Source organism: Micromonospora sp. BL1 (genome assembly GCF_003667485.1).
GTDB lineage: Bacteria > Actinomycetota > Actinomycetes > Mycobacteriales > Micromonosporaceae > Micromonospora > Micromonospora tulbaghiae.
The window spans coordinates 1-13,159 of the sequence record NZ_RCVK01000291.1 but is presented as its reverse complement, the minus strand read 5'-3'; the positions used below and the strand labels follow the sequence as shown (position 1 = coordinate 13,159).

At 72.3% G+C, this 13,159-nt stretch carries 14 protein-coding genes; 3 read left to right on the top strand and 11 right to left on the bottom strand.

Translation table 11 applies throughout. From position 1 onward, the window contains the following. Positions 1-90 precede the first annotated feature (90 nt). On the top strand, positions 91-1,176 hold the full coding sequence (locus EAD96_RS21965) for a DUF3866 family protein (protein WP_121685618.1): 1,086 nt from the start codon (positions 91-93) through the stop codon (positions 1,174-1,176). A 12-nt stretch (positions 1,177-1,188) separates the two neighbouring features. Here the strand turns inward: EAD96_RS21965 and EAD96_RS21960 are convergent, their stop codons facing one another. From EAD96_RS21960 to arc, 8 genes are all read right to left on the bottom strand, one after another. Beyond that, positions 1,189-1,407 (bottom strand): hypothetical protein, encoded by a 219-nt coding sequence (locus EAD96_RS21960; RefSeq protein ID WP_121685620.1) that lies wholly within the window; start codon positions 1,405-1,407, stop codon positions 1,189-1,191. A gap of 59 nt (positions 1,408-1,466) precedes the next feature. Next, entirely contained in the window at positions 1,467-2,825 is a 1,359-nt protein-coding gene (gene pafA, locus EAD96_RS21955; RefSeq protein WP_013286109.1) for a Pup--protein ligase, read from the bottom strand. A 147-nt stretch (positions 2,826-2,972) separates the two neighbouring features. Beyond that, the gene (gene prcA / locus EAD96_RS21950; RefSeq protein WP_120570077.1) at positions 2,973-3,806 is read right to left on the bottom strand and encodes a proteasome subunit alpha; all 834 of its coding nucleotides are present in this window, start codon (positions 3,804-3,806) and stop codon (positions 2,973-2,975) included. Between the two features lie 54 nt (positions 3,807-3,860). Next, entirely contained in the window at positions 3,861-4,700 is an 840-nt protein-coding gene (gene prcB / locus EAD96_RS21945; RefSeq protein WP_199733259.1) for a proteasome subunit beta, read from the bottom strand. Further along, complete coding sequence (locus EAD96_RS21940) at positions 4,619-4,900, bottom strand: endonuclease domain-containing protein (RefSeq protein ID WP_233586126.1); 282 nt, start codon at positions 4,898-4,900, stop codon at positions 4,619-4,621. Before EAD96_RS21940 ends, prcB begins: the two co-directional genes overlap by 82 nt. Next, entirely contained in the window at positions 4,878-5,084 is a 207-nt protein-coding gene (locus tag EAD96_RS21935) for a ubiquitin-like protein Pup (RefSeq protein WP_013286106.1), read from the bottom strand. The genes EAD96_RS21940 and EAD96_RS21935 overlap by 23 nt, the downstream gene beginning before the upstream one ends. A gap of 107 nt (positions 5,085-5,191) precedes the next feature. Next, entirely contained in the window at positions 5,192-6,709 is a 1,518-nt protein-coding gene (dop, locus tag EAD96_RS21930) for a depupylase/deamidase Dop (protein WP_121685617.1), read from the bottom strand. Positions 6,710-6,874: 165 nt separating this feature from the next. Beyond that, positions 6,875-8,656, bottom strand: a complete 1,782-nt coding sequence (gene arc / locus EAD96_RS21925) for a proteasome ATPase (protein ID WP_091428079.1) — start codon at positions 8,654-8,656, stop codon at positions 6,875-6,877. A gap of 177 nt (positions 8,657-8,833) precedes the next feature. Between arc and EAD96_RS21920 the strand changes: the two genes are divergently transcribed. Then, positions 8,834-9,127 carry a ferredoxin gene (locus tag EAD96_RS21920; RefSeq protein ID WP_013286103.1) on the top strand — a complete coding sequence of 98 codons (294 nt, stop codon included), beginning with the start codon at positions 8,834-8,836 and terminating at the stop codon, positions 9,125-9,127. A gap of 55 nt (positions 9,128-9,182) precedes the next feature. Here EAD96_RS21920 and EAD96_RS21915 read toward each other — a convergent pair whose 3' ends face one another. From EAD96_RS21915 to EAD96_RS21905, 3 genes are all read right to left on the bottom strand, one after another. After that, positions 9,183-9,755 (bottom strand): hypothetical protein, encoded by a 573-nt coding sequence (locus EAD96_RS21915; RefSeq protein ID WP_120570080.1) that lies wholly within the window; start codon positions 9,753-9,755, stop codon positions 9,183-9,185. Positions 9,756-9,930: 175 nt separating this feature from the next. After that, on the bottom strand, positions 9,931-10,875 hold the full coding sequence (locus EAD96_RS21910) for a tRNA (adenine-N1)-methyltransferase (protein ID WP_121685616.1): 945 nt from the start codon (positions 10,873-10,875) through the stop codon (positions 9,931-9,933). Next, the gene (locus EAD96_RS21905; protein WP_121685619.1) at positions 10,872-11,930 is read right to left on the bottom strand and encodes a M50 family metallopeptidase; all 1,059 of its coding nucleotides are present in this window, start codon (positions 11,928-11,930) and stop codon (positions 10,872-10,874) included. The genes EAD96_RS21910 and EAD96_RS21905 overlap by 4 nt, the downstream gene beginning before the upstream one ends. A 215-nt stretch (positions 11,931-12,145) precedes the next feature. Between EAD96_RS21905 and EAD96_RS21900 the strand changes: the two genes are divergently transcribed. Continuing rightward, positions 12,146-13,063: a PD-(D/E)XK nuclease family protein gene (locus EAD96_RS21900; protein WP_121685615.1), complete on the top strand. Its 918-nt coding sequence runs from the start codon at positions 12,146-12,148 to the stop codon at positions 13,061-13,063. Positions 13,064-13,159: the final 96 nt, after the last annotated feature.

Below are 13,159 nucleotides of genomic sequence, written 5' to 3'. Positions count from 1 at the left end.
CCCCCCGGGCGGGTCAGGGGTTCCGGTCGACGACCGGAACCCCTGACCCGCCCGGGGGCCGTCCCGGCGGCGGCCGATAGCGTGCACCGCATGGTGCGATGGCGGTCCGGCACGGTCACGGCGGTACGGCGACGGTGGGCCGGCGCTGCCGAACTGGACGTCGACCTGCCCGACGGCACGCGGATGCGCGCCCTGGCCTACCCGGCCCTGGTCGGCGAGCCGGAGCCCGGCGACCGGGTGCTGCTCAACGCCGGCGCGCTGCTGATGGGCCTCGGCACCGGCGGGTACGCGCTGGTCGTGGCGCTGCCCGACCGGCTGCCGCCGGACCCGCCGCAGGCCGGCGACAGCCGCGACGCCGGGCACCTGGTCAAGGCCCGCTACACGCCGCTGCAACCGATCCTGCTCGGCGTGGACGAGGAGGCGTCGCCGCACCACGACCGGCTGGCCGCCGCCGACACCGTGGACGGCATGCCGGTGGTCACCGCCGACCTGCACTCCGCGCTGCCCGCGATCCTGGCCGGCGTACGCGCCGACGAGCCCGGCGCCCGGGTGGCGTACGTGCTGACCGACGGCGGGGCGCTGCCGGCCTGGTTCTCCCGCACGCTGGCCGGGCTGTCCGGGCACCTCGTGGGCACGGTGAGCGTGGGCCAGGCGTTCGGCGGCGACCTGGAGGCGAGCACGCTGCACAGCGGTCTGCTCGCCGCGCGGCACGTGCTCGACGCGGACCTGACGATCGTCGCCCAGGGGCCGGGCAACCTCGGCACCGGCACCCGCTGGGGCTTCTCCGGCGTCGCCGTCGGCGAGGCGGTGAACGCGGTCGCCACGCTGGGCGGGCGCCCGGTCGGGTCGTTGCGCATCTCCGACGCCGACGCCCGCCCCCGGCACCGTGGCGTCTCCCACCACAGCCTCACCGCGTACGGCCGGGTCGCGCTGGCCCCCGCGGAGCTGGTCGTGCCGGACGGCCTCGACCCCGGCCTGGCCGCGGAGGTCGCCGCGGCGCTGACGCCGCTGGCCGACCGCCACCGGATCGTCACCGTGCCCGCCGACGGCCTCGACGCGGCGCTGCGGGCCGCCCCGGTCGGCCTGTCCACGATGGGCCGGGGCCTGGACGCCGACCACGCGTACTTCCTGGCCGCGGCCGCCGCCGGCCGGCACGCGGCCCGCCTGCTGGGTTGACCGGCGCGGCACTCAGCCGAGGAACAGGATCAACGCCAGCCAGGCGCCCACGATCAGCACCAGCGCCGCGGCCAGCACCCAGGTCGGCACCGTGTAGTCGCCGCGCCTGTTGCGTTCGATCTCGGCCCGGATCTTCTCCCGCCGGCGGTCGATCCAGTTGAGCTTCTCGGTGCCGTCACGGCCCGAGGACGTCTCGCGGCCGGACCCACCGGCGGATTCGGAAGTGTTCATCGCGACGCCAGCGTACCCGTGGACGGGCGGCCGGTGCCGGGCACCGGCCGCCCGCACGATCACATGCTGGCGATCAGCCGCTCCACCCGCTCGTCGTAGGCCCGGAACGGGTCCTTGCACAGCACCGTGCGCTGCGCCTGGTCGTTCAGCTTCAGGTGCACCCAGTCCACGGTGAAGTCACGCCGCTTCTCCTGGGCGTGGCGGATGAACTCGCCGCGCAGCCGCGCCCGGGTCGTCTGCGGCGGCGTCTCCTTCGCCTCGAAGATCTCCGGGTCGGTGGCCACCCGGTCCACCTCGCGGCGGCGCTCCAGCAGCCCGTACAGGCCGCGCCCGCGCCGCAGGTCGTGGTAGGCCAGGTCCATCTGCGCCACCCGCGGGTGCGACAGCGGCAGGTCGTGCTTGCGCTGGTAACGCTCGATCAGCTTCAGCTTCGTGACCCAGTCGATCTCGCGGGCCACCGGGTCCAGGTCGCCGGTCTCGACCGCGCGCAACACCCGGCCCCACAGGTCGACCACCCGCTTCGCGGTCTGGTCGCCGCCCCGGCGCTCCACGAACTCCGTCGCCTTGGCCAGGTATTCCTGCTGGATCTCCAGCGCCGAGACCTCCTTGCCGGAGGCCAGCCGCACCTTGCGCCGGCCGGTGATGTCGTGCGACACCTCGCGGATGGCCCGGATCGGGTTCTCCAGCGTCAGGTCGCGCATCACCACACCGGCCTCGATCATCCGCAGCACGATGTCGGCCGTGCCGACCTTCAGCAGCGTGGTGACCTCGTTCATGTTCGAGTCGCCGACGATCACGTGCAGCCGGCGGTAGCGCTCGGCGTCCGCGTGCGGCTCGTCCCGCGTGTTGATGATCGGCCGGCTGCGGGTGGTCGCCGACGAGACACCCTCCCAGATGTGCTCGGCCCGCTGGGACAGGCAGTAGACCGCGCCGCGCGGCGTCTGCAGCACCTTGCCCGCGCCGCAGATCAACTGCCGGGTGACCAGGAACGGGATGAGCACGTCGGCGAGCCGGCCGAACTCGCCGTGCCGGGACACCAGGTAGTTCTCGTGGCAGCCGTACGAGTTGCCGGCCGAGTCGGTGTTGTTCTTGAACAGGTAGATCTCGCCCGCGATGCCCTCGTCGTGCAGCCGCTTCTCGGCGTCGACGAGCAGCCCCTCCAGGATCCGCTCACCGGCCCGGTCGTGTGCCACCAGGTCGGTCACCGAGTCGCACTCCGGAGTCGCGTACTCCGGGTGCGAGCCCACGTCCAGATAGAGGCGGGCGCCGTTGCGCAGGAACACGTTGCTCGACCGGCCCCACGACACCACCCGCCGGAACAGGTACCGCGCGACCTCGTCGGGGGACAGTCGGCGTTGCCCGCGATAGGTGCAGGTGACGCCGTACTCGGTTTCGAGGCCGAAGATTCGCCGCTCCATGATGAGACACTAGCCGCCCGGAGCCTCCGATGGGCAGCGCCGACGCTCGTCGCTTGCGATCTCCCCCGCGCACATCGGCGAGGTGGCGGCATCCGTACGCGAAAGACCCCGCCACCTCGGCGAGGCGGCGGGGTCCGTGAACGCGCGTCACTCGGCGGGCTTGTCCTCCGCGTTGCCCTCCAGATCGGCCGAACCCGCCGACGTGGTCGGCTTCTTCGCCTCCTCCGTCGGCACGGTCGGCGTCTTCGCCCGGCCCGGCGCGGGCGCGGTGTCGGCCTCGGCGTCGCCCTCCAGCAGCGCGGTCAGCGCCGCACCGGTGATCCGCCGGAACGTACGCCCCACCCGGCGCCGGTCCAGGACCGCCACCTCCAGCTGGTTGGCGGCGATGGTGCGCGCCGCCCCGCCCTCGCCGCCGACGCTGCTCAACGCCTTCATGGCGGCGCGGACCGCCTCCGACAGCGACATCTCCGGCCGGTGCTCGTTCTTCAGCACCCCGCTGATCGCCTCGGCCTGGCCGCCCATCGCCATCCGGCCCGGCTCGTCGTTCACCGAGCCGTCGTAGGTCACCCGGTAGAGGGAGTCGTCCTCGGGCGCGGCACCCACCTCGGCCACGCAGATCTCCACCTCGAACGGCTTCGACTGCTCCGTGAAGATCGCGCCGAGCGTCTGCGCGTACGCGTTGGCCAGCGCCAGGCCGTTCACGTCCCGCCGGTCGTAGCTGAGGCCGTTGAGGTCGGCCATCCGCACGCCCGCGCGGCGCAGGTTCTCGAACTCGTTGTACCGGCCGACAGCGGCGAAGCCGATCCGGTCGTAGATCTCGCTGACCTTGTGCAGCGTGCTGGACAGGTTCTCGGCGACGAAGAGCACCCCGCCCGCGTAGCTCAGGACCACCGCGCTGCGGCCCCGGGCGATGCCCTTGCGGGCCAGCTCGGAGCGGTCGCGCATGATCTGCTCGGGCGAGGCGTAGAACTGCATGGCCACGGCGGCGGTTCTCCTTCTGCGGGACTGCTGACTCGGTGGACGGTGGGAGCGGCCTCAGCCGCCGGGGTTCTCCATCCGGCCGGACACCACGCTCTCCGCGATCGCCGCCGTCTCGGCGTCGGTGAGCCGGTGGGTGCCCTCGGCGGTGGCGGTCATCACGACCGGGTAGATCCGCCGGGTCAGGTCGGGGCCGCCGGTGGCGGTGTCGTCGTCCGCCGCGTCGTAGAGCGCCTCGACCGCGAGCCGCGTCGCGTCCTCGACCGACAGGCCGGTCCGGAACCGCTTCTTCAGCGCGGACTTGGCGAACAGCGAACCGGAGCCGATGGCGTCGTAGCCGGTCTCCTCGTACGGGCCGCCGGTCACGTCGAAGCTGAAGATCCGCCCGGCCCGCGCCGGGTCGCTCGCGGCCAGGTCGAAGCCGGCGAACAGCGGGATCACGGCGAGGCCCTGCATGGCCGCGCCCAGGTTGCCGCGGATCATCGAGGCCAGCCGGTTGGCTTTGCCGTCGAGCGAGAGCATCGCGCCCTCGATCTTCTCGTAGTGCTCCAGCTCCACCTGGAACAGTCGCATCAGCTCGATGCCGATGCCGGCGGTGCCCGCGATGCCGACGAGCGAGTACGCGTCGGCCGGGTGCACCTTCTCGATGTCGCGCTGGGCGATCAGGTTGCCCATCGTGGCGCGCCGGTCGCCGGCCATGACCACGCCACCGGCGGCCGAGATGGCCACGATCGTGGTCGCGTGCGGCGCCATGTCGGCGGCCATGCCGGGTGGCAGCGGCCGCCGGCCGGGCAGCATCTCGGGGGCCACCTTGCTCAGGAACGCTGTGAAGGAGGACGTCCCCGCGTTGGTGAACACATCTGGAAGACGCCCGGATGGATCAAAACCCGCTGCCACGTGGTTCCTCTCAGGTACGTGATCGCCCCGGCCGGCCCCACGGGAGTGTCCCGGGACCGGCCAAGACCACCGTTGCAGTTGAAGCAGATTATCCCGCGCACCCGTCCGGTGCGATCATCGTGGTGCCGGCGGTTGACGGCCTGCCCTTCGCCCTGGTGGGCGAAACGGACATACGCCTCACTGGCCGCCCTTTTGTACATACCCCCGGACGAACTCCTCGGCGTTCTCCTCCAGGACGGAGTCGATCTCGTCGAGCAGGTCGTCCACGTCCTCGGTGATCTCGGCGTGCCGCTCAGCCACCTCGGGGTTGGCCTCCGCGGTGACCTCCTCGACCTCCTCGCGGGACTTGCCGGACTGGGTCTGCCCACCCTCTTGCGTCGCCATGGTGGTGCCTCCTCCACGATCGCCTGCGATCAACTTACCTCGCGGGAGCGACGAAAGGCCCGTCGCGTGCCCGTTTCCGGCACCCGGCGGGCCTTCCGGCATCGGGGTCACCCGGCGGTGAGCGTCTCCAGCAGATCCTTGGCGCTCTCGCAGCGGTCGAACAGCTCGCCGACGTGCGCGCGGGTGCCCCGCTCGGGCTCCATCATCGGCACCCGGACCAGCGACTCCCGGCCCACGTCGAAGATGACCGAGTCCCAGCTCGCGGCGACCACCTCGGAGGCGTACCGGTCCAGGCAACGGCCCCGGAAGTACGCGCGGGTGTCCTCCGGCGGCTCGGTCATCGCGGTGCGGGTCTGCTCGTCGGTGAGCAGCGTCTTCATCGAGCCGCGCTGCACCAGGCGGTGGTAGAGGCCCTTCTCCGGCCGCACGTCGGAGTACTGGAGGTCGACCAGTTGCAGCTTGTGCGAGCCCCAGGCCAGCTTCTCCCGCTCCCGGTAGCCCTCCAGCAGCCGCAGCTTGGCCACCCAGTCCAGTTCGTCGGCGCACTCGAACGCGTCCCGGCCGAGCCGGTCCAGCACGCTCTCCCAGCGGCGCAGCACGTCGGCGGTCTGCGCGTCCACGTCCTTGCCGTAGCGGTCGTCCACGAAGGAGCCGACCCGCTCCAGGTACGCCCACTGCACGTCCAGCGCGGTCAGCTTGCGGCCGTCACGCATCCGCATCAGGTGCTTGAGCGACGGGTCGTGGCTGACCGCGCGCAGCTCGGCCACCGGGTCGGCGATGCCCAGGTCCGCGCCGAGCGCCTTCTCCTCGATCATGGCGAGGATCAGCGAGGTGGTGCCGACCTTGAGGAACGTGGAGATCTCGGAGAGGTTGGCGTCGCCGATGATGACGTGCAGCCGGCGGTACTTGTCGGCGTCGGCGTGCGGCTCGTCGCGGGTGTTGATGATGGGCCGCTTGAGCGTCGTCTCCAGTCCCACCTCGACCTCGAAGAAGTCGGCCCGCTGGGAGATCTGGAAACCGCTCTGGCCGCCGTCCTGGCCGATGCCGACCCGCCCGGCGCCGCAGACGATCTGCCGGGTGACGAAGAACGGCGTCAGGTACGCCACGATGTCGGCGAACGGCGTCTGCCGGCGCATCAGGTAGTTCTCGTGCGCACCGTAGCTGGCGCCCTTGTTGTCGGTGTTGTTCTTGTACAGGTGGATCGGGTGGGTGCCCGGGATGGTCGCGGCCCGCCGGGCCGCCTCGGCCATCACCCGCTCCCCCGCCTTGTCCCACCGCACCACGTCCAGCGGGTTCGTCACCTCGGGCGTCGAGTACTCCGGGTGGGCGTGGTCGACGTAGAGGCGGGCGCCGTTGGTGAGTATGACGTTGGCGAGCCCGAGGTCCTCGTCGGCGAGCGCCTCGGCCGGGTCGTACGCGGCGCCGGAGTAGGTGAACCCGCGGGCGTCGCGCAGTGGCGACTCCTCCTCGTAGTCCCAGCGGGCCCGGCCGCCCCGGTTGAGTTCCGGCCGTGCCCCGTAGGCGTTGACCACCTGGGAGGAGGTGACCATCGGGTTGGCTCCGGCCTGACCGGGCACGGAGATGCCGTACTCGACCTCGGTGCCCATGATCCGTCTAACGCTCATCGACCTGCCCGCTCCGCTCGCCGTCCCGGTCCCCGTCACGTCGAGCGTAGTCGGCGTGACGCGCCGAGGGGGCGTGGCGGCAGCGCCGGTCCGGTGTGGCGGCCCACCCGGATACGCGCGAAGGCCCGTGGCGCGTACGCCACGGGCCTTCGTCGAGGGACCGGACTACAGGTACTGGCCGGTGTTGCTGGCGGTCTCGATGGACCGTCCGGCCTCGGCGCCCTTGCCGCCGGAGACGAGCGTGCGGATGTAGACGATCCGCTCGCCCTTCTTGCCGGAGATGCGGGCCCAGTCGTCGGGGTTGGTGGTGTTGGGCAGGTCCTCGTTCTCGCGGAACTCGTCGACGCAGGCGTCGAGCAGGTGCTGGAGCCGCAGCCCCTTGCGCCCGGAGGTGAGGAACTCCTTGATGGCCATCTTCTTGCCCCGGTCCACGATGTTCTGGATCATCGCGCCGGAGTTGAAGTCCTTGAAGTAGAGGACTTCCTTGTCGCCGTTGGCGTAGGTGACCTCGAGGAAGCGGTTCTCCTCGGTCTCGGAGTACATCCGCAGGACCACCGCGTCGATCATCGCCGCGACGGTGGCCTGGGCGTCGCCGCCGTGCTCGGCCAGGTCGTCGGCGTGCAGCGGCAGGCCGGCGAGGATGTACTTGGAGAAGATGTCCTTCGCCGCCTCGGCGTCCGGCCGCTCGATCTTGATCTTCACGTCGAGCCGGCCGGGGCGCAGGATCGCCGGGTCGATCATGTCTTCCCGGTTGGAGGCGCCGATGACGATGACGTTCTCCAGGCCCTCGACGCCGTCGATCTCGCTGAGCAGCTGCGGGACGATGGTGTTCTCCACGTCGGAGGAGACGCCGGAACCGCGGGTGCGGAACACCGAGTCCATCTCGTCGAAGAACACGATCACCGGAGTGCCCTCGCCGGCCTTCTCCCGCGCCCGCTGGAAGATCAGCCGGATGTGCCGCTCGGTCTCACCGACGTACTTGTTGAGCAGCTCGGGGCCCTTGATGTTGAGGAAGAAGCTGGTGTGGCGATCCTTCCCCTCCCGCTCGGCGATCTTCTTGGCCAGCGAGTTCGCCACCGCCTTGGCGATCAGCGTCTTGCCGCAGCCGGGCGGGCCGTAGAGCAGGATGCCCTTCGGCGGCCGGAGCTGGTGCTCGCGGAACAGGTCGGAGTGCAGGAACGGCAGCTCCACCGCGTCGCGGATCTGCTCGATCTGTGCCTGGAGGCCACCGATGTCCTCGTAGTTGACGTCGGGCACCTCCTCCAGGACCAGTTCCTCGACCTCGCTCTTCGGGATCCGCTCGTACGCGTACGCCGAGCGGGGCTCGATCATGAGCGAGTCGCCGGCCCGGATCGCGCTGCCGATCAGGGTCTCGGCGAGGTGCACGATGCGCTCCTCGTCGGAGTGCGACACCACGAGCGCCCGGTCACCCGGAGCGCCCTCCGGGCCCGCCAGGATCTCCTTGAGCATCACCACCTCGCCGACCCGCTCGTAGCCGAACGCGTCGACGATGTTGAGCGCGTCGTTGAGCAGGACCTCCTGGCCACGGCGCAGCTCGTCGACCTCCAGCGAGGGCGAGACCGCCACCCGGAGCTTGCGCCCGCCGGTGAACACGTCCACCGTGCCGTCGTCGTGCTTGGCCAGGAAGACGCCGTAGCCACTCGGCGGCTGGGCGAGACGGTCGATCTCCTCCTTGAGCGTCACGATCTGCGCGCGAGCCTCCTTGAGGGTGCTCACGAGCCGCTCGTTGTTCTCGGTCAGCCGCGCCAACTGTGCCTGCGTGGCCGCCAGCCGCTCTTCGAGCTGCCGGACGTGTCGGGGGCTTTCGGTCAACTTGCGCCGCACCAGAGCGAGTTCCTCTTGCAGGAACGCGACCTGCGTGGAGAGATCGTGGGCTTCCTTTTCCCACCGTGCGGCGCGCGAGTCCGCGTCGTCGCTGCGTGCCACGTCCCACCTCCCCGGGGGGCTTGAACGTTCTGACCTAACACTAGCCGCTATGAGCCCGATTCGGTCCACAGCAACGCGCTCGTCACCGAAGCTTGATCGCGAAGGGCTGGTCGCGGGGCGGGTACGGGCGTTCGGGTACCGTCGGAGTGTGGGACGGGAGAACATGGGGGGTGCTTCGTGACCGACGTCGCGACCGACCAGTTGCAGGTCTGGGTGGATCAGGACCTCTGCACCGGTGACGGGCTCTGCGTGCAGTACGCGCCGGAGGTCTTCGAGTTCGACGTCGACGGCCTGGCGTACGTCAAGGGCCCGGACGGCGAGCTGCGGCAGGCCCCCGGCGCCCGGGTGGACGTGCCGGAGCACCTGCGCCTCGAGGTGATCGACTCGGCGAAGGAGTGCCCGGGCGAGTGCATCCACGTCGTGCGCGGCAGCGACGGCGTCGAGGTGGCCGGCCCGGAGGCCGAGGACTGAGCGGAGACGGACACGACGGGCCGGGGACACGTCCCCGGCCCGTCGTGCGTCCGCCTCAGAGCAGGGGCCGGCCGACCACCGAGGCGACCAGCCGGGCGAACTCCTCCAGCCGGGCGATCTGCCCCGCCCCGCCGTCGTCGAGGGTCTTGCCGAAGCGCAGCGCGTCGTGCCGGGGCGCGCCGACCGCCTCGTCGCTGGGCGGCGCCTCGTCGAGTGAGCTGAGCAGCAGGTACACGTCGATGCTGTCGACCCGTACGGTGCCGTTGTCGGCGCGCATGAGCCGCCGCCGGCAGCCGACCTCGGTGACGGTGGACAGCGGCACCACCCGCAGCGACGAGGTCATCGCGCCGGGCGGCCCCTCCCCCGGCGGCACGTCCTCGCCGTGCCAGAGCACCAGCCGGCTGCCGTCGCAGACGACGACCTCCTGCCACACCCCGTTCACCTCGTTGACGAAGCGCTCCAGCGTGAAGCCGAGCACGGACGCGCCGCGCAGCACGCCGTCGAGCGCCTCCAGCGCGATGTCCGGGTCACGCAGGTACGCCCGGGCGGCCGACTCCAGGTCGGTGTAGGGCGACCAGTCCGGGAAGACGGCGGGCAGGTCGCCGTTGCCGTAACCGGGGTTGCTCACGCCGCCTCCCGCCGACCCGCGCCGCGGCGCCACCATCGGTTTCGGTCACCGGCACGGGCGCGCCGCCCGACGCGCGCCCCGATCCGCTCGCTCATGCCACCGTCTCCACCCGCTCAGGTGTCGTCCCCACCGGCACACATGATCCGCCCGTGCGCGCGCGTCCGCGCGGCGGGGGTCAGGACTGCTCCGGCTCCTCCGCCGCGCGGGCGGCCGCGGCGGCGCGCAGGGCGTCGCGGCGCTGCGCGTACGCCTCGGCGCCCTTGCTGGGCTTGCGCCGGCGCGGCGGCGCGGTGACCCCGGGGGCGAGCTTGCGGGCGGAGACCAGGAACGCGGTGTGGGCGATCATCCGGTGGTCCGGGCGCACCGCGAGCCCTTCGGCGTGCCAGTCGCGCACCAGCGACTCCCAGGCGCGCGGCTCGGTCCAGCCACCGCGCTCGCGCAGCGCCTCGACCAGCTCGGACAGCTGCGGGGTGGTAGCCACGTAGCCGATCAGCACGCCGCCCGGCACGAGCGCCCGCTCGACCATGTCGAGCATCTCCCACGGGGTGAGCATGTCGAGGATGATCCGGTCGAATCCGGTCTCGGCGCAGTCGGCGACGTCGCCGACGTGCAGGTTCCAGGCCGGGTGCGGGCCGTTGAAGAACGCCTCGACGTTGCGGCGGGCGATCTGGGCGAAGTCGTCGCGCAGCTCGAACGAGTGCAGCTCGCCCTCGGTGCCGACGGCCCGCAGCAGCGAGCAGGACAGCGCGCCGGACCCGGCGCCGGCCTCCAGCACCTTGGCGCCGGGGAAGATGTCGCCCATGGCGACGATCTGCGCCGAGTCCTTCGGGTAGATCACCTGGGCGCCGCGCGGCATGGACAGCACGTAGTCCGACAGCAGCGGCCGCAGCGCCAGGAACGCGGTGCCGCCGCCGGCGGTGGTGACCACGCTGCCGTCGGGCAGGCCGATCAGGGTGTCGTGCTTGAGGATCCCGCGGTGGGTGTGGAACTCCTTGCCCGGCTCCAGCGTCACGGTGTGCATCCGGCCCTTCGGGTCGGTCAGCTGGACCCGGTCGCCCGGCCGGAACGGCCCGCGATGGACCGGGGGCAACGCCGGGACGGTGGAGATCTCTGCGGTCACGTGTTCGTCTTCCGTTCGGGTTCCAGGAGCTGGGCGAGATCCGCGATGTGCAGCACGCCGACCACATCTTCGCCTGCCGTCACGACGTACTGCGCGCCCGGGTGGGTGCGCACGGTCTCCAGCACGCGCTCGCCGTCCGCCCCGAGCGGCAGGGCCGGCACGGCGGACAGGTCGCGGGCCACCTCGTCCACCGCGACCCACGGCCTCCGTTCCGGGGGTACGGCGGCGACGCGGGCCGGGTCGACCAGGGCGACGGTACGGCCGGCCGAGTCGACCACGCCGAGTGCCGCCTCGGGGGTGCCCGCCTCGTCGCGGCGGCGCTGGGCCTCGGCCAGCGGCGTGCCGGTGGGCACCGGCAGCACCGTGCGGGCAAGCCGGGCCAGGTCGACCAGGTGCAGCCGGCGGCCGATGCGCGCCAGCCGGATCGACTGGCCGGCGCCGCGCCACAGCGTCAGCGCGACGAGCAGCAGCAGCGGCAGGGCCAGGGGTGCCAGTGCCCGGCGCATGGTGAGCACCACGACCAGCACCAGCGTGCCCAGCGCGACGGCCCGGCCCACCCAGCCGGCCACCTCGGTGCCGCGGTGCCGGTCGCGGGTGAGCGCCCACACGGCGGCGCGAAGCGCCCGTCCGCCGTCCAGTGGCAGGCCGGGCAGGCTGTTGAAGATCGCCACCACCACGTTGCTCACCGCGAGCTGGAAGGCGAGCTGGTGGCCGAGCGTGCCGGCGGGCAGGGCGAGGGTGGCGGCGACCGCGCCGGCGCCGAGCACCGCGGAGACGGCCGGGCCGGCCAGGGAGATCAGCAGCTCGACCCGGGGGCTGGGGGCGTCGCGGTCCATCTCGGTGTAGCCGCCGAGCAGTTCCAGGGTGATCCCCCGCACACCGATGCCGTACCGGCGGGCGGTCAGCGCGTGCCCCAGCTCGTGCAGCAGCACGGAGCCGAGCAGCGAGATCACGAAGCCGAGGCCGACCAGGTAGCCGCCGAGCGGGCCGAGGTCGAGCTGGCGGCGGGCCAGTGCCGCGTACAGCACTGTGACCACGACGGTGAGCAGCAGCATCGAGGCGTCGACGCGCAGCGGCACCCCGAGGACCCGGCCGAGGCTGAGCCCCGGCCGGCGGGGTCCTCGGCTCCGCTGCTGCACCGGCCCGATGCTACGTGAGCTGAGCTTCGGCGAGCCCCGCAGCCGTGGACGACTGAGGGCGCCACGGTTGCGGATCATGCTCCGGTGCGGCGACGCCGGTCCTGTCACACGCGTGCCCTAACCTTCCGGGCATGACGGCGGAACCGATGATCGACAGTCACGGCGACCAGACGGCGGCACCAGCGCCGGTCACCGTGCGGGCCTCGTTGTCGCCGTCGCGGGCGGCCGACTTCAAGACCTGCCCGCTGCTCTACCGGTTCCGTAGCATCGACCGGCTGCCCGAGCGGCCGACCGTCGAGCAGGCCCGGGGCACGCTCGTGCACGCGGTGCTGGAGCGACTGTTCGACCTGCCGGCCTCTGCGCGCACCCCGGAGTCGGCCGGTGACCTGGTCGCCCCGCAGTGGGACCGGCTGGTCACCGAGGAGCCGGAGCTGGCCACGCTGTTCGCCGACGGCGACGCCGTCGGGCCGCAGGAGTTCCTCCGGTCGGCGACGGCGCTGCTGGACGGCTACTTCGCGGTGGAGGATCCGCGCCGGCTGGAACCGGCCGAGCGCGAGGCGCTCATCTCCGCGGTGGTCGACGACGAGTTGCTCATCCGGGGCTACCTCGACCGGCTCGACGTGGCGCCGGACGGCGCGCTGCGGGTGGTCGACTACAAGACCGGCGGGGCGCCGCGGGAGGCGTTCGAGGCGCGGGCGCTGTTCCAGCTCAAGTTCTACGCCCTGGTGCTGTGGCGAACCCGGGGCGTGGTGCCGCGGGTGCTGCGGCTGCTCTACCTCAAGGACGCCGAGGTCTGCGACTACGCGCCGGACGCCGACGAGCTGGTGCGCTTCGAGCGCACCGTGGTGGCGCTGTGGCGGGCGATCGAGCAGGCCACCGCCCGGCAGGACTTCCGTCCCCGGCCGAGCCGCCTGTGCGACTGGTGCAACCACCAGGCGCTGTGTCCGAGCTACGGCGGGACGCCGCCGCCGTTCCCGACGCCCGCCGCCGCACCCGACCCGCTGGTGGACGCCCGCTCCCGCCCGGTGGCGCCCGGCGCCGACGAGTGACCTCCGCTCCTGCCGGCGGGTGCCCGGGCTGACGCCTGGCCGGACGGCCCCGTATCGGCGGGCGATCCCGCGCAGGGCCAGCACGCAAGAGCGCCC

Bases quoted from the DNA above. Each gene is read 5' to 3' on its own strand.
- dop (WP_121685617.1), bottom strand. From the start codon at position 6,709: ATGAGCGTTAGACGGATCATGGGCACCGAGGTCGAGTACGGCATCTCC.
- EAD96_RS21935 (WP_013286106.1), bottom strand. From the start codon at position 5,084: ATGGCGACGCAAGAGGGTGGGCAGACCCAGTCCGGCAAGTCCCGCGAG.
- EAD96_RS21965 (WP_121685618.1), top strand. From the start codon at position 91: ATGGTGCGATGGCGGTCCGGCACGGTCACGGCGGTACGGCGACGGTGG.
- EAD96_RS21905 (WP_121685619.1), bottom strand. From the start codon at position 11,930: ATGCTGCTGCTCACCGTCGTGGTCACAGTGCTGTACGCGGCACTGGCC.
- pafA (WP_013286109.1), bottom strand. From the start codon at position 2,825: ATGGAGCGGCGAATCTTCGGCCTCGAAACCGAGTACGGCGTCACCTGC.
- EAD96_RS21960 (WP_121685620.1), bottom strand. From the start codon at position 1,407: ATGAACACTTCCGAATCCGCCGGTGGGTCCGGCCGCGAGACGTCCTCG.
- EAD96_RS21940 (WP_233586126.1), bottom strand. From the start codon at position 4,900: ATGTACAAAAGGGCGGCCAGTGAGGCGTATGTCCGTTTCGCCCACCAG.
- EAD96_RS21900 (WP_121685615.1), top strand. From the start codon at position 12,146: ATGACGGCGGAACCGATGATCGACAGTCACGGCGACCAGACGGCGGCA.